Below are 20,412 nucleotides of genomic sequence, written 5' to 3' on the forward strand. Positions count from 1 at the left end.
TTAGACGGTGGTTGGTGATGGGGAAAAAAAAGTGCGGGGAAGCCATCTGAACAAAACTGAAGTCGGTGGCTGTTTTGAGTGGAGGTTATCTGTGCTGAGGGTATTTATCTGTGGTGATGGGATTTGGATGTGGCGAGGGGATTTATCCCCGATGGGGCGCGAAGCGGCCCCTGACCCAGGGGCACCGCATTTGAAGAGCTTGGGCCTGCTGCGCAGTCCATCGGGGATAAATCCCCTCACCACATTCAAATCCCCTCACCACAGATAATCCCCTTACCAGAGATAATCACCATGATCGGGCTTCGGTAACGAACTTAGAGCCAACAGGCGTCCCAAAGCGGGTAGTCGCCTATCCGCTCCACCAAACCTGCCCGTAGCGGATTGGCGATGATGTAGCGGGCGAACGGTTTCAAGTCTTCGCCGTCGCGAATTGCCCGGTCGTGGAAACCGGTTTGCCACAATCGGCCGCGACGACCGGTTTTCCTGTTAACGGCTTGGGTGCAACGCGCCTTAACTGCGCCAACAACAGCGCCGAGACTGCCGCTGTTCAACTGCATCAACCAGTGAAAGTGATCGGGCATGACCACCCAGGCAATGGATTCCGCCCGACCTTGCTCATGGGCGTGACGAAGTTCTGCGACCAATAAACGGCCTGTGCGCCAGTCGGAAAATACCGGCTGGCGGTCATACACAACTGAAGTGACGAAATAAGCTCGGCCTGTTTCGGAATTTCGGCCTAAACGAAGACGGTAGGTATTTGGTTTGACTGGCATGTTCGCTCCTTGCGTTCAGTGATCAAGGTCTGAAGGCTAGTGGCGGATTACTTGAGTGGGATCTGTAAATGCCGTAGGAATTTTCGGACGGGGCGAGTAGATGGGGTTGACTGTGGCGAGGGGATTCAGCGAAACGTCGCACAGCCCCCGATGGGGCGCGAAGCGGCCCTGACCAGGGGTGACCGCATTTGAAGAGCTTGGGCCTGCTGCGCAGGCCATCGGGGATAAATCCCCTCACCACAAGAGCTTTCAGCGCAAATTGGACATATGAACTGAGAAGTACCGGTTTAGAGCTGTTTAATCATCAATACCCCCCACCCAAGGACATGACGATGCACCAACGCTGTGCAATACTCGCCGGCCTTTTTGGTGGCGACTATTCCTACGTAAAGCAGTTAATGCCTCTCCGTAAACCGGCTTTGCGCCGAGAGTTCCCGCTGAATGTTGTTGCTTATAGAGTGAAAAGCCCTGTCACAAGCTTTTTATACTGCACGCCCCGCTGATCTTGCAGGTCGGGACCTGCGAGACGTGTCTGCCCACGAGGTGGATGCGGTTTCGGGAAGATGAGGCCTATCGGCCGACGCTTCGCCACTCGGTGGTCATATCCAATAACAAGACGAGGTTGTATCCCTATGCCAGTCGGCAATCACCTGCCCCATGGCGAGACCGCTCACGGCGGCCCGCTCAAACGCGAACTCGGTGAACGGCATATCCGCCTGATGGCGCTCGGCGCCTGTATCGGTGTCGGCCTGTTCCTGGGTTCGGCCAAGGCCATTGAAATGGCCGGTCCGGCGATCATGCTGTCGTACATTCTCGGCGGCCTGGCGATCCTGGTGATCATGCGCGCCCTCGGCGAAATGGCCGTGCACAACCCGGTGGCCGGTTCGTTCAGCCGCTACGCCCAGGACTACCTCGGCCCGCTGGCGGGCTTTCTCACCGGCTGGAACTACTGGTTCCTGTGGCTGGTGACCTGCGTCGCGGAAATCACCGCCGTCGCCGTGTACATGGGCATCTGGTTCCCCGATGTACCGCGCTGGATCTGGGCCCTCGCGGCGTTGGTCAGCATGGGTTCGATCAACCTGATCGCGGTAAAAGCCTTCGGTGAATTCGAGTTCTGGTTCGCCCTGATCAAGATCGTCACCATCATCGCCATGGTGATTGGCGGCATTGGCGTGATCGCCTTCGGTTTCGGCAACGACGGCGTGGCACTGGGGATTTCCAACCTGTGGGCCCACGGCGGCTTCATGCCCAACGGCGTGACCGGTGTGCTGATGTCCCTGCAAATGGTCATGTTCGCCTACCTCGGTGTCGAGATGATCGGCCTGACTGCCGGTGAAGCGAAGAACCCGCAGAAGACCATTCCCGATGCGATCGGCTCGGTGTTCTGGCGCATTCTGCTGTTCTACGTCGGCGCGCTGTTCGTGATCCTGTCGATCTACCCGTGGAACGAAATCGGCACCCAGGGCAGCCCGTTCGTGATGACCTTCGAACGTCTGGGGATCAAGACCGCCGCCGGCATCATCAACTTCGTGGTCATCACCGCGGCACTGTCGTCGTGCAACGGCGGCATCTTCAGCACCGGGCGCATGCTCTACAGTCTGGCGCAGAACGGCCAGGCTCCGGCCGGTTTCGCCAAGACCTCCAACGGCGTGCCGCGTCGGGCGTTGCTGCTATCGATTTTCGCCTTGCTGATCGGCGTGCTGCTCAACTACCTGGTGCCGGAGAAAGTCTTCGTCTGGGTGACCTCGATTGCGACCTTCGGCGCGATCTGGACCTGGGTGATGATCCTGCTGGCGCAACTCAAATTCCGCAAAGGCCTGAGTGCCAGCGAACGTGCCGGTCTTAAATACAAGATGTGGCTGTACCCGGTCAGCTCGTACTTCGCGCTGGCGTTCCTGGTGCTGGTGGTCGGTCTGATGGCGTACTTCCCGGACACTCGCGTGGCGCTGTATGTGGGGCCGGCGTTCCTGGTGCTGCTGACGGTGTTGTTCTACGTGTTCAAGTTGCAGCCGACTGGTGAATCGCAAGGCGCGGTGCGTTCGGCCAGTTGATGTAGCGCGATAGCAAAAGCAAAAGATCGCAGCCTGCGGCAGCTCCTACACGGGATATGTATTCACCCTGTAGGAGCTGCCGCAGGCTGCGATCTTTTGCCGTTTTACCGCCGGTCTGAAAGAGCGATACAAACCCCGCATACAAGGCTCAAACCTGTATCACTTTGCAATTCCGCGCGGCAGTGAACCGAGGCGCAGACATGAGGGCGAGCGCATTTCTCGAACGAGAGCTCAGTCACCGGCAAGCCCTGCTGTTCTTCCTGCTCGCCACCGCGTTGTACGTCCTGCCACTGATCCTTGCCGACTTCCCCTACATCGACGACAACTGGCGCACGCTGGCCGCCGGCAATGCCTGGGCCGGGCAGGGGCGGTTGTTTGCAGACTGGTTTTATCAGGCGCTGACGTTCACGGGGGCCGCGCCGAACATCTATCCGTTACCCCTGTTGCTCGCCACCCTTGCCATGTCGCTGGCACTGACCCGCCTGACCTTTCACTACTTCGCCGAACCGACGCTGGCCTGTTGTCTGGTGCCGTTGCCGCTCTGGTACAACCCGTTCCTGTTGCAGAACCTGTCTTATCAATACGACGGCCCGATCATGGCCCTGAGCATGGTCGCGGTGATCTACGCCATCACGTTCGAAGGTTCATCGCGGGTGCAGCGCTGGCTGGTGCCGGCGGCGTTGCTGGCGCTGGCGATCGGTCTTTATCAAATCAGCTTCAATGTGTTTCTCGGTCTGTGTTGCGTGGAACTGCTCAGGGCCGTTCACCAGCAGACCCGCTGGCCGGACACCTTGCGCATGCTGGGCTGGAAACTCGCACAAGCGGTTTTGGGCATCCTGATCTACAGCGTCACCGCTTACCCGTTCATGGATACATTACGAAAAACGGATCTGCTGAACGGAGACGCCCAGCCGCTGCTGCAGATTGGCGTCAACTTCGCGCGGGTCCTGGAGAAAGTCGCGCTGTTGTTTCACGGCGGCTACCTGTGGGTTTTCGCTGCGCTGGTGTTGTGTGCGCTCGCCGGCTGCGTGCGGCTGGTTCAGCGTCGTCAGCCTCGTTGGCAAAGCTTGCTGCTGTGCTTGCTGACGCTGCCCGTTCTGGCCTTGCTGGTGCCGGGGATCACCCTGCTGTTCCGGGATTTCAATGAAGGTGCGCGGACCCTGATGGGGTTCGGCGTGTTGCTGTCGGGATTGTTCTATCTGGCGCACGTTGCGCTGGCATCCGGGCACCGTCGCTTGCCGTTGCTGCTGATCATCCCGCTGCTGGCGACACTCTCGCTGTCCTTCGCATATGGCCGGGTGCTGAGCCTGCAGAAAACCTTCTCCAACAGTGCGCTGTACAGCCTGAGCCACGACATCGCCGAACATCGCGAGCTGCGTGAAGCCAAGCGCATCTACCTCTCGGTGAGCTACTCCGACCGCTGGCTGGCCAGTGCGGCCGGTTCATTCAAACGGTTACCGGTGCTGCCCTATCTGCTCAACGTCGATTACTTCGTGCTTGCGGAAAATCTGCCGGCAGCGGGCATCATCAACGTGGTCGCCGAACGCGAACGGCGCAACGCCACCCGCGTCGGCTACCAGGGTTTTCCAGCGCTGGTGGACAGCCTGTATTACCGGATTTACCTGATCGGTGATTACGGCTTCATCGTCATGAAGGAACCGCCCCACGGCAGATTGTTGCAGTGGTGAATGAGCGACCGTTCATCTGATTATGGCCACCACCTGTAATTTCTGACAGTAGACCGTTCAAGCGCCTTGCCCTAGCTTCGAAAGTCCCCCGGACGAAGCCATGGCAAGGAACCGTAATGAAAGGATTTCCTGCGCTGACAGTGATTGGAATTGCCGATGCCCTGATCCACTGGCAGATTTTTTTCGTCCTGTGCAGCGCCGCGGGACTGACCCAGGCAGCCAGCAACTTCGCTGCGTTCTGCGTGGCGGCGGCGTTCTCGTTTTACGTGAACATGCTCTACACCTTCGACAGCAAAACCCCGGTATTCGGCTATTTGCTGTTTATGGGTCTGATGGGGGGCGCGAGCTTTGGTATCGGCAGGATTGCCGATACGCGTGACTGGAGTGGGCTGCTGACGGTCACGGTGTTTACCGCGTTGAACCTGATGTTGGGTTACGGCTTTTTCCGCTTTGTGCTGTTTCGTGGACAACGGACATGAAACCCTTGGTGGCCGTACCTTTTTTAAAAGATGCGAATGTTTCAGTACGGGCCGATCTGCTGGCTCTGGCGGCAGTTCTGATTATTGCGCTGTGCGTGCGGTTCTACTCCATTACAGTCCCCGCGATCTGGAATGACGAGGCCTACAGTCTGCTGCTGGCTCGAGAAACGCCGGCGCGCATCTGGGCGTTGACCGCTCTGGATGTGCATCCGCCGCTTTATTATGTGCTGCTGCATTATTGGGTGGCAGTGTGGGGAGAGTCTCCTTTGGCGGCTCGTGCATTCAGTGTGTTGGCCGATATCGGCACGTTGCTGCTTTGCATCAAGCTGATGAGTCTGATCTCGACACGCAGGGCTACCTGGATTGCTGCGGTACTGCTGGCGCTACTACCGATTTCAGTGCGTTACAGTCAAGAAGTACGGATGTACACATTGCTTGGATTCTGGCTGATGGCTGCAACCGTGGCATTGCTATGTTGGGCAAGACAGCCTGAGCAAAAACGCTTTGCGTTGATCTACGTTTTGCTGATGACTGCCGCGTTTTATACCCACTACTTCGCAGGATTGTGTGTGCTGGTGCATTGGCTGTTCTGGTGGCAGAGCCGGGCCACTCGCGACGGCGCGGCGATTTCAGCGCATTCATGGTTAGTTGCCAATATTGCGATCGTGTTTCTGTATTTGCCCTGGATTCCCCATTTCATCCAGCAGCTGGGTGGCACGGGCAGCTTCGACTGGATAAAACCTGTGACGTTGCAGGGAGCCTTGACGATTGTCTGGCAGTTCACCGTTCTCGGGGAGGCTGCTTCAATACCTCTGACGTGGCAACTGTTGCCGTGTGGGCTGATGTTGGTGTTTGCCGGAACAATCATCATCAGCAACCCCGGCAAACGTCACTTCAGTGTTTTGCTGGTCAGTTACTTCTTTGTTCCGCTGCTCGCACTGTATCTGGTTGCCTTGGCGCTTCCTTTTTTTGTACCCCGATACCTGGTGTTCTGCGCGCCGGCCCTCGCGCTGATTTCTGCGGCGGCGCTGGATATCTGGGGACGGCGTCGAATCATTCTGGCGAGCGCTACGTTGCTGTTATTGGTCATTATGCAAGTTCACGGTCTGACGATGGTGTACCGACAAACCGATGGATTAAACGGGACAGGCGCACGCAAGGACACAAGCTTCAGCTCATTGGTGACTCAGTTGAATCGGCTGGCGCATCCAGGAGACAAGATCGTGATCGCCAGTGCTTTCTGGTATCCGAGCTTCGCTTATTACAACACCACAGGTATTGATCCAAAGTTCGAGATCCGCACATCAATTGATGGATTCTTGCAGCTCACCCGTCAAGGTGTGTTTGGCCTGCTCAATGATCCAGTAATGAATGCCTATATCGATGGTGTGACGGTGCTTGATTGTGCAGGCCGAACAATCTGGTGGATTACCGATACGATTTTGCCGAATGAACCACCGCGCTTTGCAAAAGGGAGGAGACCTTTGCAATCGTTGCAGGAGGGGAACGTTTCGTTGTATTCGTTTGCCTGCGACCGGAGTGCCGACCTCAACTGAAGCCAGCACTCCAGTTGCGCTTATGCAGCCACCACCTCGCTCGGCTCAAAACTGTCCGCCCGCGCCATCTGCCACATCCGCGAATAGAACTCGCCATTCACTTCACCCGTGAGCAATTCCCCCGGTTTCAGAAACACATGCAACTGCGAAAACAGTTTGATCTCGGTTGCCGACATGCGTCGCACCAGGTGTTTGGCCGACAGTTGCGACGGATGCTCGAGGCCGGCGGCGGCGAGCATTTCTGCCAGCGCCTTGAGCGTGTTGCGGTGGAAGTTGTAGACGCGCTGGGCCTTGTCCGGGACGACCAGGGCGCGTTGGCGCAGGGCGTCTTGCGTGGCGACGCCGGTCGGGCATTTGTTGGTGTGGCAGCTTTGCGACTGGATGCAGCCGATGGCGAACATGAAACCGCGCGCGGAGTTGGCCCAGTCGGCGCCGATGGCCAGGACGCTGGCGATGTCGAAGGCGCTGACGATCTTGCCGCTGGCGCCGAGTTTGATCTTGTCGCGCAGGTTCAGGCCGACCAGGGTGTTGTGCACGAACAGCAGGCCTTCGCGCATCGGCACGCCGATGTGGTCGGTGAATTCGACCGGTGCGGCACCGGTCCCGCCTTCCTTGCCGTCGACCACGATGAAGTCCGGAAGAATGCCGGTTTCCAGCATGGCCTTGGCGATGCCCATGAACTCCCACGGATGTCCGAGACAGAACTTGAAGCCCACCGGTTTGCCGCCGGACAGTTCACGCAGTTGCTGGATGAAATGCATCATTTCGATCGGCGTGGAAAACGCGCTGTGGCGTGACGGCGAGATGCAGTCTTCGCCCATCTGGATACCACGGGTGTCGGCGATTTCCTGGGTAACCTTGTGTTTGGGCAGAATCCCGCCGTGGCCGGGTTTGGCGCCTTGGCTCATCTTGATTTCGATCATCCGCACCTGCGGATTCTGCGCCTGGGTGGCAAAGCGCTCCGGGTCGAATCGGCCATCGCTGGTGCGGCAGCCGAAGTAGCCGCTGCCCAGTTCCCAAGTCAGGTCGCCGCCGTGTTCGCGGTGATACGGGCTGATGCTGCCTTCGCCAGTGTCGTGGGCGAAGTTGCCGAGTTTGGCGCCCTGGTTCAACGCGCGGATCGCGTTGGCGCTGAGCGAGCCGAAGCTCATCGCCGAGATGTTGAACACCGAGGCCGAGTAGGGCTGGGTGCACTGCGGGCCGCCGACGGTGACGCGGAAACTGTTGGGGTCGCTCAACGGTGCCGGGCGCATCGAGTGGCCGATGAATTCGAAGCCTGATTGATAGACGTCGATCAGCGTGCCGAAGGGTTTGTCGGCGCTTTCATTTTTCGCCCGCGAATACACCAGCGAGCGCTGGGCGCGGGAGAAGGGCAGGGCGTCGCTGTCGGATTCCAGCAGGTACTGACGAATTTCCGGGCGGATGCCTTCGACCAGATAGCGGATGTTGCCCAGGATCGGGTAGTTGCGGCGCACCGCGTGCGGGCTCTGCAGCAGGTCGAACACACCGAGCAGGCTCAGCACACCGGTGACGGCGGTGATCGGCCACAGCCAGTCGTGTTCGAGAAAGGGCAGGCTGGCGAGGGTGAAAATCACGCAGACGGCAAAGAAGGCGTAGCGGCTCAGGAGTGACAGGCTCATACGGTTTCCTTGGTTCGGACTCAATGGTTTGCAAACCTGTGGCAGCAGGCGGGCCTGTTGAAGAGATTTATTGTGGTGAGGGGATTTATCCCCGATGGGTGGCGAAGCCGCCCCAAAACCATTCACTGCGGTTTCACTGAAAGACCGCATGCATAGACTTGGGGCTGCTGCGCAGCCCATCGGGGATGAATCCCCTCACCACAGAGAATCTATTGACACAGGAAAGCATTTCCACGCGTTATCAGGCGTTCTGCGCCTGGAGAAAAATCGAAAACAGCTCCGACTGGGATTTGATCCCCAGCTTGCTGTACATGTGTTTCTTATGGACTTTCACGGTTTCTACGGAGATTTCCAGCTTACGGGCGATTTCTTTACTGGAGCAACCGCTGAGCATCAAACGCCCGACATCCAGTTCCCGGGCGGTCAGTTGCGTGCCCTTGAGTCGTTGCACCGATGCTTCCAGTTGCACCCGCCAGTCGACCTGCGCCGGCGCGGCAGCGAGGGCCACGGTTTCATTGATTTCGTACGGCAGGCGCTGGCGCAAAAGGCCCAGTACCCAAGGCTGGATCAAAGACAGCAAAGCAATCTGTTCGCCAGTGAAACGTTTTTCACTGCCCAGCGACAGGCACAGCGTGCGCTCGCCTTCGAGCTGACAATTGAACTGGATTTCGTCGGCGACCACATTCAGACGAAAGTATCGCTGGTAATACTCGGTCAGCTCGAAATGCTCCGGCGCCACCTCCGACAAGCGGTACATGCCAGTGCGCGACTGCTCGCGGCAGGCAATGTAGAACGGGTCGAGCCGGTACAACCCGCGCAGATAGTCCTGAAACAACGGGTCGGGACTGCCGTCCTCGCCGGGGCATTCGGCGAAGACCTGTGGGTGTTGATCGGCGCTGAACAGCAGCACCACCCAGCTATCGAACGCCACGTACTGGTCGAGCAGACGCACCAGTTGCGCCCAGAAATTCGGCTTGTCCAGCGCCTCGATCAGTTGCCCGACGGCGCGGTGCCAGGTGATGTCATCAAGTGAAACGGTCATGGATCTACCCCTGTCGGGTTACCCCGGCCGCGTGATTCCCCGGCCGGTCGCAGCTGCGCATACTGGCCCACAGTCAGCCACCGGGCAATCTTTCGGCGCCCGCTGTCCACAACAAGGAATCTTCATGAAAGTCGAACTCGCCCAACTGGCGGGCCGTGACACTGGCACCGCGTACAACCTCGAACGCGCCCTCGCGGCGATTGCGGCGTGCGCGGCCGATACGCAATTGATCGTGTTCCCGGAAACCCACCTGATGGGCTTCCCGACGGCCGAAACCGTAGCGCAAATCGCCGAGCCGGTGGACGGCCCGACCGTCAGCGCCGTGCTGGCCGCCGCCCGTGAGCGCAGCATCGCCGTGGTGATCGGCCTGGCCGAGAATGACAACGGGCGCTTCTACAACACCACGCTGCTGATCACCCCGGAAGGCATTGCCCTGAAATACCGCAAGACCCATTTGTGGGCCTCGGATCGCGGCGTGTTCGAGGCGGGCGACCGCTATTCCACCTGCGAGTGGAACGGCGTGCGCGTCGGACTGCTGATCTGCTACGACATCGAATTCCCCGAATCCGCCCGTGCACTGGCACAGCTGGGCGCCGATTTGCTGATCGTGACCAACGGCAACATGGACCCGTACGGCCCGACCCACCGCACCGCAATCACCGCCCGCGCTCAGGAAAATCAGGCGTTTGCGCTGATGGTCAACCGCGTCGAGGCCGGGGACGACGGCTTGATGTTTGCCGGCGGCAGTGCGCTGGTCGATCCGCTGGGGACGCTGCTGTTCGAGGCCGGTCGTGAAGAAGGGCAGTTCAGCGTCGAGCTGGATTTTAGTCAACTGGAGGTTGCGCGCAAGGATTATCGCTATCTGCAGGATCAGCGGCTGAAGCTGCCGGGGGAAGTGCTGGAGCACGCTTCGGGACTGCGCGAGTTGCTGATTCCTTTGCGCTGATCCGGATTCCGTGTCGAGCGAGCTGACGCCTTCGCGAGCAAGCCCGCTCCCACAGTGACCGCGTTCCCCTGTGGGAATACACTCTCACAGTGATCGCGCACGTCCTGTGGGAGCGGGCTTGCTCGCGAAGGCGGCCTCATGGACAACACCCCTGCCTGACCCCCAAAAAATCAGTGCAACCGTGCCCGCTACCACAGAGACTTTGCGTCCGGCGCCGGGCATGTGATGCTTGTGGCTTTTGCGCCAGGGGCCTGCTCTTCATGTCGACGTTTCCCAACGAAAAAATCATTCGCATCGCTGCCGCCCTGTTGCTCAACCCCGACGGTCAGACCCTGCTGGTGCGCAAGCGCGGCACCACGGCGTTCATGCAGCCGGGCGGGAAGATCGAAGCCCATGAGTTGCCGGTGCACGCGCTGGCCCGCGAGCTGGAAGAAGAGCTGGGGCTGGCGATTGATCCGGCGCAGGCGACATTTCTCGGGCAGTTCTCGGCGCCTGCTGCCAACGAGCCGGGGTTTGTTGTTCACGCGGAGATTTTTCAGCTGACGATCGATGCCGACGTGACGCCCGCTGCCGAAATCGAGGAAATGATCTGGGTCGATCCGGCCGCTGATCCTGCTGTCGTTCTGGCGCCATTGACACGGGATCTGATCCTGCCGTTTTATCGCCACTCGCTCACCGCGATTGCCTGATCATTCACGCACAGGACGCCTACCATGATCCCGCTACCAGACCTGCTGATCTTCGCTGCCGCCGCGCTGTTGATGGTACTGACGCCGGGGCCGAACATGATTTACCTGATCTCGCGTTCGATCTGTCAGGGGCGCAAGGCCGGGGTCACTTCGTTGCTTGGCGTGGTGGCGGGGTTTTTCGTGCACCTGTTCGCGGCTGCCGCCGGTTTGACGGCGGTGTTTCTCGCGGTGCCGATGGCCTATGAAGTGCTGAAATGGGCCGGCGCGTTGTACTTGTTGTGGCTGGCCTGGCAAGCGGTGAAACCCGGTGCACGCTCGCCGTTCGAAGCGCAGCCATTGCCGCCGGACTCGTCGCGCAAACTGATCACCATGGGCTTTCTCACTAGCGCACTGAACCCGAAAATCGCGGTGTTCTATCTTTCAGTGTTTCCGCAATTCATCAGCCCGGAACACGGTTCGGTGTTCACCCAGAGCATCATCCTCGGCCTGACCCAGATCAGCGTCAGTTTCTGCGTCAATTTGCTGATCGCGCTGTTCGCGGCGGGTATCGCCTCGTGGTTTGTGCGCAACCCGACATGGCTGGCGCTGCAGCGTTATTTCATGGGTTTTGTACTCGCCGGTCTGGCGGTGCGCCTGATGCTTGAACAACGCAGGACGGCGTGAGCATGTGGATCGAACGGCTGGACGCCAGTCATGCCCTGGCTTATCGCGAGTTGATGCTTGAAGCCTACGACCGCCATCCGCAGGCGTTCACCTCCAGCGTGCGCGAGCGTGCGGTGATGCCGTTGAGCTGGTGGGAAGCGCGGCTGACCAGCAAACTCGACGTGGTGCTCGGTGCGTTCGAAGCGGGCACATTGGCCGGCATCGTCGGCCTGGCTTTCGAGCCGCGAGAAAAGGCCCGCCATAAGTCGACCTTGTTCGGCATGTACGTCTCAGCCGATTTTCGCCAGCACGGCCTGGGCCAGGATTTGGTCCAGGCCGCCATCGCCGAAGCACACACCCATCCGGAACTGAAACTGATCCAGCTGACCGTCACCGCCGGCAACGATGCGGCGTTCAAGCTGTACCAGCGTTGCGGCTTCATCCAGTTCGGACTGGAGCCGCTGGCGGTGCGCGTGGGTGAAGACTACTTCGACAAGATCCACATGTGGCGCCAGCTCTGACACCACACTGTCCCCCTGTGGGAGCGGGCTTGCTCGCGAATGCGGTGGTTCAGTGCAGCACCCGTCGACTGACAGATTGCTTTCGCGAGCAAGCCCGCTCCCACAGTGGGATGCGTGTTTCAGGTAAGGGGATCAATGTTGTCGAGCATGCGCTTCACCGCCCATCACCACCTCTTGAAATCACACAGTTCCCCTGTGGGAGCGGGCTTGCTCGCGAATGCGGTGGGTCAGTACAGCACCCGTCAACTGACAGATTGCTTTCGCGAGCAAGCCCGCTCCCACAGTGGGATGCGTGTTTCAGGCAAGGGGATCAATGTTGTCGAGCATGTGCTTCACCGACCGTCACCACCTCTTGAAATCACACAGTTCCCCTGTGGGAGCGGGCTTGCTCGCGAATGCGGTGGGTCAGTGCAGCACCCGTCAACTGACAGATTGCTTTCGCGAGCAAGCCCGCTCCCACAGTGGGATGCGTGTTTCAGGCAGGGGGATCAATGTTGTCGAGCCTGTGCTTCACCGACCGTCACCATCTCTTGAAATCACGCGATTCCCTGTGGGAGCGGGCTTGCTCGCGAATGCGGTGGTTCAGTGCAGAACTCGTCAACTGACAGATTGCTTTCGCGAGCAAGCCCGCTCCCACAGGGGGATGTGTGTCAGCGCACCGCGCTGACGCCATCCAGTGTCGAGAACGAAGTGTCCTTGGCGGTCAGCAGGAAATCGCGCATGTACGGTGCATCGAGCATGTCCGCACGGATCGCCGCGTACAGCGTTGCAAACAGACCTTTCTCGCCCAGGCGCTTGGCCTTCACGTAGCCGCGCGAGCTGTATTCGTGCAGCGCCCAGTGCGGCATGCCGCAGACGCCACGGCCGCTGGCGACCAGTTGCATCATCATCACCGACAGTTCCGAGGTGCGCACTTGCGCTGGTTCGATGTCGGCCGGTTCGAGGAAGCGGGTGAAGATGTCCAGCCGATCGCGTTCCACCGGGTAGGTGATCAGGGTTTCGCTCAGCAGGTCTTCGGGAACGATGTACGGTTTGCTTGCCAGTGGATGCTGGTTGGCGACCGCGAGCATCGCTTCGTAGGTGAACAACGGCACGTAGGTGATGCCGATGATGTCCAGCGGATCGGAGGTCACCACCAGGTCCAGATCACCCCGGGCCAGCGCCGGCAGCGGGGCGAAGGCGAAGCCCGAGGCGAGGTCGAGTTCGACTTCCGGCCAGGCGTCGCGGAACTGGTCGATGGTCGGCATCAGCCACTGAAAACAGCTGTGGCATTCGATCGCCATGTGCAGGCGCCCGGCGGTGCCACCGGCCAGTCGGCTGATGTCGCGTTCGGCGGCACGCAGCAGCGGCAGGGTCGCGTCAGCCAGTTGCAGCAGACGCAGGCCGGCGCTGGTGAAGCGCACCGGTTTGGTCTTGCGTACGAACAGCGGCATGCCCATGCGCTCCTCCAGTTCCTTGAACTGGTGCGAAAGCGCCGACTGCGTCAGGTGCAGGCGGTCGGCGGCATCCACCAGGCTGTCGGCCTCGCGCAGGGCATGCAGGGTTTTCAGATGACGGATTTCAAGCACCGCAGGCTCCATGAACAAAATTTGTGATTGAGGCTGATGCGGTGAGTTTGTCTCATGTTGGCGGGGCTGTCGACTGCTTGAAGTACAGCGGAGCACATCCCGTGCCCCGCTGTTTTTTGCTTTAGAGGTGAGCGAAGTGCTGGTTGCCCAGCGGTTTACCGATATCCCCACGCCAGATCGCCTCGACCTGTGCGCCGCCAGCACCTTGGGCCTGTTGCCATTGCAGGCCGAGATTGCGTTGTTCAGGCAATTTCAGATGAGCTTTGGCGAAATCCCCGAACGGCGCCCTGTCCGAGGTGTAGTGAAAGTGCGCATACCACAGCGTGCGCGGCGGATGGCTGGTCAGGTCGCGCACTTCGTACTCCTGGAGGAAATCCTTGCTCCTGTCAGCGCGCCTGCCCAGGGCCCGCAGTTCACCTTCCTTGCGGATATCCACCACTTGCTGTTGCAGCAGATAGTCCAGATAGCCTTCAGTGGGGGTCTTGCTGCGCAATGACTGGTCGATGCGCAACGTGCGCCCGGCCCGTTGCAACGCCTGCGCGGTGGCGTGCAATTGCGCGACCAGTGGGTCGGTCGGCGACAGCCGCTCGATCGCCTGCGCCCGGGAGCTCAGTTCCGTCGCTTCGCTGACGAGCATGTGTTCCAGGTCCACCGGCAACATGTCCTGACGGGCGTAGCCATTCACCTTGTCCTGGTAGGCGGTGACAGCGGCGAGTCGCTGCCGGGCTTCGGCCAGCAAGGGGCTGACATCGCTAGGCAGGGACGGCGTGGTCGCGGTGTGGCGCGCCTGCAAGTGATACTTGCCGCTCGGGCGCCGCAGCCAGGTTTCATGGAAGCCATCGCCGGCCACGATGAAGCGTACCTGGCGGGTACTTTCATCAAGGGTCTCGGTGCCGATCAGCAACTGGTTGTCCTCGGTTTCGAACAGTTGCCTGGCCCCAGGCTCTCGGCGTCTGATCGGCGGCGGCTGTTTGAGCGCATGCCGCGCGTGCTCTTCGACCTTGCTCAGACTGTCGAGAAACGGTGCGATCTGCTCCAGCTCCAGATGCTGCGGATAGCCCAGTGTCCAGGCCTTCAACTGACGGCGGAAACCGGCATAAATTTCCAGGGAATCCTCGATGATCCGGTTGCGCTGGGCCACGCTGGCATTGGTCTCGGGCAGATGATGCTGGGTCAGCAGTGCGCGTCCGACTTTTATCCGGGCGTCCTTCATCTGTGTGTGAAAGTACATCCAGTACAGATCGTCGACCGCTTCGTAGCGGGTGATGATCTCCAGCAGGTGGGCGGTTCTGAGGTAGTGATGATTGCGATCGCCGAAATTGCGGTTGAGGGCCGTGATGTCGGCGGCCATCTTCGCCCTCTGGGTATTGTTGGTGATGCGCCTGTTCCACAGGTTGGCCTGTTCGATGATCGAGTGCAGTTGATCGAACTCCTCGAGAAAAGCCTTGCGCACCCATTTGCGTCGGGCCAGCAGTTGCACGTGCGCTGCCGTCTGGTTGTAAGGCGTGGCGTCGGATTCGGCGACCAGCGCATCGACCCGGTTCAGGAATTCGAGCAAGCGATCGCGGGCCACGGTCGCGCGTTGTACTGCGCGGTCCACCACCACCAGGGCACTGCGGCTCTTCAATTCCTTGAGCTGTTGGACTTTGTTGCCGCGGCTCAGGTGCAGCAGTTCGTCCGAGCTCTGGAACAACTCGATGGCTTTGTCGATGTCATTGACGCAGGCCGTGTCGACCTCTGCCAGCAGCGGCTTGCGCTGGGCAAAGTCGAGTCTCTGGTAGTTTTCCAGCAACTGATTGGTGGTGCGTGTCTGGTTCTGCAGGCGGCGGGCGTAGGCGTCGATGGTGTTGTTCAGGGTCAATTGCCGGCGCAATTGGCGATTGGTCCACCACTCTGGCAGCCAGCGGCGGATGGCCTCGGGCCAGAGCGGTTGGAGGCCATCGGCCAGATGCCCGAGCACCGCGCCACCGCCTGCGCCGCCACCGTCCATCACCGTGCCGTATACCGCGTAGTGGGTGTTCCACTGGCCGAATTCGTCGAGGGCGATCGGCTGTTTGTAGCCGCGCATCCACGTCCCGTACAAACGCCAGCCGCGTGGCTGTTCGCTGAGCTGGACGCGATAGACGCGGCCCAGCCGCAGGATGAAATCGCCCTCGGCATGGCGGTAGACATTGCGGTAAACGCCCTCGGTCGCCGGGCTCAGGCCGGCCAGGGAAATGTCGTGTTCGTATTCGTAGCCCTTGAAACGGTCGAGCGAATGTCGGGACCATTGCCAGGACGTGCGCAGTGCGGCGGACCTGCCCAGTGTCGCCTGTTGCCGCTGCCGGGTTGCCAGGCGTGCGGCGGCGGGCGCGCTGACTGTGCCCGGCAGCACGTCCATAGCGGCGTCGATCAATGACAACAGAACCGCTTCCACTTCCGCCAGACCGTGGCCGAGTTCACCGCGCAAGAACGCCGCCACGGCGAGGTTGGCGCTGTGCCAGGCGTCATACAGCGCCACCGCTGTGCCCACGAACGGCAGCATGCCGATGGCCATTTTCAGATAGTTGAACAGGGCACCGGACTTCAGTGCGCAATGTTCCAGATACAACGCATCGTTGGAGCGCGAACTGTCGCGATGAGCTTCCAGCAAGCGGCCCATGTGTACGTTCAGCAGATGACTGGCCAGCGAAGTGGTCGCCGGCCAGGCCATGCCGACGCCGATCAGGGCATCGAAGTTGCGCAGTTGTGCTTGATTGATCCGGCTGACATGGCTGGCGAAATCGCCGCTCAGGGCACGCCCGGCCAGGTAGTTGACCATGTTGCGGTCAACGCAGCGCCGGAACAGATCCAGACGCGCCTGCTCGAGTGTTGCGTACTGCCGCAGGAAGATCGCGTCGCTGCTGTCGGGCAGGTACAGCAGGGTCAGGCCACTGACCTGCTCGACGATGAAGGTGACCCCGGCGAGTGTGCTCGGTCCCTGATGCGCGGTGTCCGTGCCGCCGACCGTCAGGTGTACCGGCAGCAACGCGATGCGCTTGCCGTCGACGGCATAGGCTTGAGCCGTTGTCGCGTCGATGGCGATTTTCAGCACGGCATGGCCGGCGCTGTCGATGTGCTGCTGCAGCAAGGCGAATTCACCCTGCAGTTCGAGCATCAGGCGCCACGGTTCGCTCAGGCATTCGCGGCGCCAGGCCTGGGTGAACGCGGATTCTGTCGGCGTGCCGAAAAACGCCTGGCGAATCAGGATTTCGTAGCGTCCGGCCAGATCCAGTTGCGTCACCAGCTGACGCAGGTAGACCGGGTTGATGCCCGCCTCGACACGCTGCCGATCACCTTCGTCCTCGGCACTGACCTTGACTTGCATGAACGACAGTCGCCACCACATGTCCTGGTCGATGTTGTTCTGGGCCAGTTGTTCCAGGCTGAGATCACTGCGCCCGGCGCTGGCGGTGAGGACACTGCGTTGTGGAGTGCCGGGCGCGGCGCCCTCGATCAGGGATTTTTGCCAGGAGGTGGAGTCGGGCAGATCAAGGCTCACACGCACGCTTTTTACCAGTGCAAAGTCGTGGCGCAAGCGCGCATCGATGCGTTTATCGGCGAAGGTCTGACGCGGTGGTAGTTCTCGTTCGAGCAGCGCATGAGCGTGTCGCATTGCTGCGAGATAGCGATTGATCAGCGCCTTGAGCCGTGTACGGCTGTCGTCGTCGAGTGTGTTGAACCACATGGGCAGGTTGCCGGCCAGCGCAGCGCTCTGGTCTTGCTCCTGACGCTCGGCAAACGCCCGTGCGCGGGCTTGCGCCAGCGCTACGGTCAAGCGTGACAGATGCTGTTCACTCAGCTGTTCCATCGCGGCTTTGCGCGTCTCGGCATGCGTGGGCAGCGGGTGATCGCGGATGATGGTCGCGGCCTGTTGTTCGCACTGATAGAGCTGCTGATCCAGGGACCAGGTCAGGGCATCGCCGGACAGTGGCGTCAGGTGCAGGGCCAGTTCGCGGTCGTACGGCGAGCGCTTGAACAGGTTTTGCTCCAGCGCCTGACGCGAGGTGAAACGTTGCAGTCCACCACACTGCCCGGGCCAGTAAAGCAGCAGACTGTCTGTGGAGTCCGGCGCCAGCGCCGAAGGCGCCGAGATGATCAGTACGCCGGGCAGGTCTTCGACCCGGGTGAGGCCCTGGTCTGTCGCCGACAACGACACGCGCGCGATCACCCCTTCGGATGCCGGCAGGTTGTGCCCCGGGGCGTCCAGCAGTGTGATGAGCCGCCGATGCTCCTGCGCCGTCAGTTGTTCCAGTGCCCGTTGCCATTCGACTTCGGCGCGCAGCCCCGCGATCCGGGCCTGCAGCAGGGCGGTGTAATGGACGTTCGCGTGGCGGCGCAGTTCGAGCATCGTCAGCGGATCCCGGCTGTCGAGCAGCGCCGACGCCGCAGCGTGGCTGGCTTGCCGGGCCTGGCCAAAGGCATCGAAAGCACCGGCCAGTTGCTGACGCTGAGGGGCGTGCAGATCGGATTCGCCAAACAGACGATCGAGCGCCAGGTGTTCAACAGCCAGTGCCTGCCGCTGCAGGTCCAGAGGAATGTCGGCGACCAGCAAGCCGAACGGTGCAACCTCGTCGGCATTTTGCCCGGAGCTATCGGGCAGGGCTGGCGCCGCGGGGAAAAGCCTGCCCACCTCGATCCAGCTATCGACGCTGCTTGCCGGGCCGGCCATCAGCGGCTCAAGCCCGCGGGTGAACGGTTCGTGGCCGAATTCGATAAAGTCCAGCGAAGTGCCAAGCACCGGATCCGGGTACTGCTCAATCAGCCAGTGCTCAAGCCCGGCCTGATCTTCGAAGCGGAGCAGCGGTTGCGCCTGGGCAGGTATATAAAGCAGATACACCGCGTCCTCGAGACGGATCATCAGGGCACCGTGCAGGCGCACACGGTTGCCACCGACACGGTTGACTACCGGTTGCGCGACCCGCAGATCCGCCGCGATTTTGTTCGATGGCGTCAGCAACTGCGCCAGCCGGGGTTGTTGTGAACGGCTGAGCCGGCCTTCGGCAATCGCCAGCTCACAGGCCGCTTCGAAATGCCGGCGGTACAGGCTCGCGGCATGATCGCGCCGCGACAGCGCAGTACCGCGCGCACGAGCGCTCCACCAGCCGCTGTCGGGCAACCCGTGACGCTGCGCCATGAGGTCGAGCCATTGCTGGTGACAGGCGTTCAAGCGCGTCGTCGCCAGAAGACAGAGGTTTTGGTCAGGGGTTGGCCGCAGTGGCGGATCAAGGCCGAAGTCGACCGTTACAGGGGAAAGGGCATCGAACATGCGCCGGGGCTCCAAAAGGCATGACCAGCGGGTGATTCCGCTGGTCATGCCCATTAGAGGCGAGCTGTGACAGGGCCTTGCGGTACATATTTATCGCTGGCGCGGGCATTCGTTTCAGAGGGTGTCCCGGTCAGGCATTCAGCCACGCCCTCATGCGGTCAAGGTGAACAGGTTTGACCGACGTCCTGCTGCGTACCACCGACAGAAATGACAGGCGCGACGAACGTCACGACTCGTGGCGCATGACCACTCGGCAAACTTCATCAAACTGTCACGCAACTGTGGCAGCGCGCTTGAACAAACTTCATCAGACTCGCGCTCTACTGGGGTTCTGCGTTTCGGTGTTTCTTCATGCGTTTATTTCTTTTGTTGGCCGCGCTGTTGTTCGGCCTGCCGTCGATGGCGGCTTCGCGTTGCGACGTCAACGTACCGACCCAACGGGTCGATCTGGCACAGGTGAGCCTGGCGTACCAGAGCATCGGCCGTGCCTCGGATCCGGCGCTGTTGCTGGTCATGGGCCTTGGCGGTCAGTTGATCCACTGGCCCGACGAAGTGGTGGTTGCGCTGTGTCAGCAGGGTTTTCGGGTGATCCGCTATGACAATCGCGACGTCGGTCTGTCGACCTGGCGTCAAGCGCCCGCCGAGGCCAACCTGACCTTTGAAGTGCTGCGCTACAAGCTCGGATTGCCGGTGTCGGCGCCTTACTCGCTGACCGACATGGCCGACGATGCGCTGGGCTTGATGGACGCGCTGCACGTCGACCAGTTTCACGTACTGGGCGCGAGCATGGGCGGGATGATCGCCCAGCACCTGGCGGCGATGGCGCCGCAGCGGGTGGAGAGTCTGACGCTGATCATGACCAGTTCTGGCGCCGAAGGATTGCCGGCGCCGAGTGCGGCGCTGGTGCAACTGCTGGCGCGGCGTGGCGCACCGAATCGCGAAGTGGCGCTGGAGCAGCAGGCCGATCTGCTGGCGGCGCTCGGCAGCCCGTCAGTCACTGATGATCGGCAGGCGTTGCTGCATCAGGCTGCAGTGGCCTACGACCGGGCGTTCAACCCTGAAGGCGTGAAGCGGCAGATCATGGCGATCCTTGCCGAGCCGAGCCGGGTGACGTTGCTCAATCAATTGCGGGTGCCGACCCTGGTGGTACACGGCACGGCCGATCCGTTGTTGCCGGTGATGCACGGCGTGCATCTGGCGGCGCATATCCGTGGCAGTCAGCTTAAGCTGATTCCGGGGCTGGCCCATCGTTTTCAAGAGGCGTTCAAGGCGCCGTTGCTGGCGGCGGTGTTGCCGTATTTGCAAGAGCACCGTGAGGACACGTCGCACTGGGCGCAGATCGAGCCGGTGGCAAGCGGTAATCTGCTGTAGGCGAGGTTTTGGCGGTGTTGATTCGGGCCTCTTCGCGAGCAAGCCCGCTCCCACAAGGGCAACCGTATTCCAAATGTGGGGTCGGGCTTGCTCGAAGGGGCCCGCTCTCACAAGGGGAACTGTATTCCGAATGTGGGAGCGGGCTTGCTCGCGAAGGGG

The 20,412-nt window shown here is 60.8% G+C and carries 14 protein-coding genes; 9 read left to right on the top strand and 5 right to left on the bottom strand.

Going from position 1 to position 20,412, the window contains the following annotated elements:
- Window positions 1-314: 314 nt before the first annotated feature.
- The gene (locus M0814_RS23455; protein ID WP_103484899.1) at window positions 315-773 is read right to left on the bottom strand and encodes a transposase; all 459 of its coding nucleotides are present in this window, start codon (window positions 771-773) and stop codon (window positions 315-317) included.
- Window positions 774-1,405: 632 nt separating this feature from the next.
- On the opposite strand from M0814_RS23455, the gene M0814_RS23460 reads away from it, so the two are divergent.
- The 4 genes from M0814_RS23460 to M0814_RS23475 all read left to right on the top strand — a co-directional run bounded on the left by M0814_RS23460 (window position 1,406) and on the right by M0814_RS23475 (window position 6,547).
- On the top strand, window positions 1,406-2,824 hold the full coding sequence (locus M0814_RS23460; protein WP_103484898.1) for an amino acid permease: 1,419 nt from the start codon (window positions 1,406-1,408) through the stop codon (window positions 2,822-2,824).
- Window positions 2,825-3,024: 200 nt separating this feature from the next.
- Window positions 3,025-4,512, top strand: coding sequence for a glucosyltransferase domain-containing protein (locus M0814_RS23465; protein WP_103484897.1), 1,488 nt, complete (start codon window positions 3,025-3,027; stop codon window positions 4,510-4,512).
- Between the two features lie 116 nt (window positions 4,513-4,628).
- Window positions 4,629-4,991: a GtrA family protein gene (locus M0814_RS23470; protein ID WP_103484896.1), complete on the top strand. Its 363-nt coding sequence runs from the start codon at window positions 4,629-4,631 to the stop codon at window positions 4,989-4,991.
- Window positions 4,988-6,547, top strand: a complete 1,560-nt coding sequence (locus tag M0814_RS23475) for a glycosyltransferase family 39 protein (protein ID WP_103484895.1) — start codon at window positions 4,988-4,990, stop codon at window positions 6,545-6,547. Before M0814_RS23470 ends, M0814_RS23475 begins: the two co-directional genes overlap by 4 nt.
- A gap of 20 nt (window positions 6,548-6,567) precedes the next feature.
- Here the strand turns inward: M0814_RS23475 and M0814_RS23480 are convergent, their stop codons facing one another.
- Together M0814_RS23480 and M0814_RS23485 are read right to left on the bottom strand one after the other, a co-directional pair.
- On the bottom strand, window positions 6,568-8,187 hold the full coding sequence (locus M0814_RS23480; RefSeq protein ID WP_103484894.1) for an FMN-binding glutamate synthase family protein: 1,620 nt from the start codon (window positions 8,185-8,187) through the stop codon (window positions 6,568-6,570).
- A 241-nt stretch (window positions 8,188-8,428) separates the two neighbouring features.
- A complete protein-coding gene (locus M0814_RS23485) occupies window positions 8,429-9,229 on the bottom strand; it encodes a LuxR C-terminal-related transcriptional regulator (RefSeq protein WP_003227802.1) in 801 nt (266 codons plus the stop codon).
- A 124-nt stretch (window positions 9,230-9,353) separates the two neighbouring features.
- Here M0814_RS23485 and M0814_RS23490 point away from each other — a divergent pair, with 124 nt between their 5' ends.
- From M0814_RS23490 to M0814_RS23505, 4 genes are all read left to right on the top strand, one after another.
- A complete protein-coding gene (locus M0814_RS23490; protein WP_103484893.1) occupies window positions 9,354-10,175 on the top strand; it encodes a carbon-nitrogen hydrolase family protein in 822 nt (273 codons plus the stop codon).
- A gap of 260 nt (window positions 10,176-10,435) precedes the next feature.
- Complete coding sequence (locus M0814_RS23495; RefSeq protein WP_103484892.1) at window positions 10,436-10,864, top strand: NUDIX domain-containing protein; 429 nt, start codon at window positions 10,436-10,438, stop codon at window positions 10,862-10,864.
- 24 nt (window positions 10,865-10,888) lie between these two features.
- On the top strand, window positions 10,889-11,527 hold the full coding sequence (locus M0814_RS23500; RefSeq protein ID WP_003227795.1) for a LysE family translocator: 639 nt from the start codon (window positions 10,889-10,891) through the stop codon (window positions 11,525-11,527).
- Between the two features lie 2 nt (window positions 11,528-11,529).
- Window positions 11,530-12,027: a GNAT family N-acetyltransferase gene (locus M0814_RS23505; protein WP_103484891.1), complete on the top strand. Its 498-nt coding sequence runs from the start codon at window positions 11,530-11,532 to the stop codon at window positions 12,025-12,027.
- 650 nt (window positions 12,028-12,677) lie between these two features.
- On the opposite strand, the gene metR is transcribed toward M0814_RS23505, so the two are convergent.
- The gene (metR, locus tag M0814_RS23510; RefSeq protein ID WP_045122615.1) at window positions 12,678-13,595 is read right to left on the bottom strand and encodes a transcriptional regulator MetR; all 918 of its coding nucleotides are present in this window, start codon (window positions 13,593-13,595) and stop codon (window positions 12,678-12,680) included.
- 121 nt (window positions 13,596-13,716) lie between these two features.
- On the bottom strand, window positions 13,717-18,882 hold the full coding sequence (locus tag M0814_RS23515; RefSeq protein WP_103486459.1) for a DUF6543 domain-containing protein: 5,166 nt from the start codon (window positions 18,880-18,882) through the stop codon (window positions 13,717-13,719).
- A gap of 351 nt (window positions 18,883-19,233) precedes the next feature.
- Here M0814_RS23515 and M0814_RS23520 point away from each other — a divergent pair, with 351 nt between their 5' ends.
- The gene (locus tag M0814_RS23520; protein WP_103486460.1) at window positions 19,234-20,253 is read left to right on the top strand and encodes an alpha/beta hydrolase; all 1,020 of its coding nucleotides are present in this window, start codon (window positions 19,234-19,236) and stop codon (window positions 20,251-20,253) included.
- Window positions 20,254-20,412: the final 159 nt, after the last annotated feature.

It is taken from the genome of Pseudomonas sp. MWU12-2020 (assembly GCF_023100605.1).
Taxonomy (GTDB): domain Bacteria; phylum Pseudomonadota; class Gammaproteobacteria; order Pseudomonadales; family Pseudomonadaceae; genus Aquipseudomonas; species Aquipseudomonas fluorescens_H.

What these genes read in the sequence shown, in the direction of transcription:
- M0814_RS23520 (WP_103486460.1), top strand. Translation starts at nt 19,234, where the DNA reads ATGCGTTTATTTCTTTTGTTGGCCGCGCTGTTGTTCGGCCTGCCGTCG.
- M0814_RS23460 (WP_103484898.1), top strand. Translation starts at nt 1,406, where the DNA reads ATGCCAGTCGGCAATCACCTGCCCCATGGCGAGACCGCTCACGGCGGC.
- M0814_RS23485 (WP_003227802.1), bottom strand. Translation starts at nt 9,229, where the DNA reads ATGACCGTTTCACTTGATGACATCACCTGGCACCGCGCCGTCGGGCAA.
- M0814_RS23505 (WP_103484891.1), top strand. Translation starts at nt 11,530, where the DNA reads ATGTGGATCGAACGGCTGGACGCCAGTCATGCCCTGGCTTATCGCGAG.
- M0814_RS23480 (WP_103484894.1), bottom strand. Translation starts at nt 8,187, where the DNA reads ATGAGCCTGTCACTCCTGAGCCGCTACGCCTTCTTTGCCGTCTGCGTG.
- M0814_RS23470 (WP_103484896.1), top strand. Translation starts at nt 4,629, where the DNA reads ATGAAAGGATTTCCTGCGCTGACAGTGATTGGAATTGCCGATGCCCTG.
- M0814_RS23515 (WP_103486459.1), bottom strand. Translation starts at nt 18,882, where the DNA reads ATGTTCGATGCCCTTTCCCCTGTAACGGTCGACTTCGGCCTTGATCCG.
- M0814_RS23495 (WP_103484892.1), top strand. Translation starts at nt 10,436, where the DNA reads ATGTCGACGTTTCCCAACGAAAAAATCATTCGCATCGCTGCCGCCCTG.
- M0814_RS23465 (WP_103484897.1), top strand. Translation starts at nt 3,025, where the DNA reads ATGAGGGCGAGCGCATTTCTCGAACGAGAGCTCAGTCACCGGCAAGCC.
- M0814_RS23500 (WP_003227795.1), top strand. Translation starts at nt 10,889, where the DNA reads ATGATCCCGCTACCAGACCTGCTGATCTTCGCTGCCGCCGCGCTGTTG.
- M0814_RS23475 (WP_103484895.1), top strand. Translation starts at nt 4,988, where the DNA reads ATGAAACCCTTGGTGGCCGTACCTTTTTTAAAAGATGCGAATGTTTCA.
- M0814_RS23455 (WP_103484899.1), bottom strand. Translation starts at nt 773, where the DNA reads ATGCCAGTCAAACCAAATACCTACCGTCTTCGTTTAGGCCGAAATTCC.
- M0814_RS23490 (WP_103484893.1), top strand. Translation starts at nt 9,354, where the DNA reads ATGAAAGTCGAACTCGCCCAACTGGCGGGCCGTGACACTGGCACCGCG.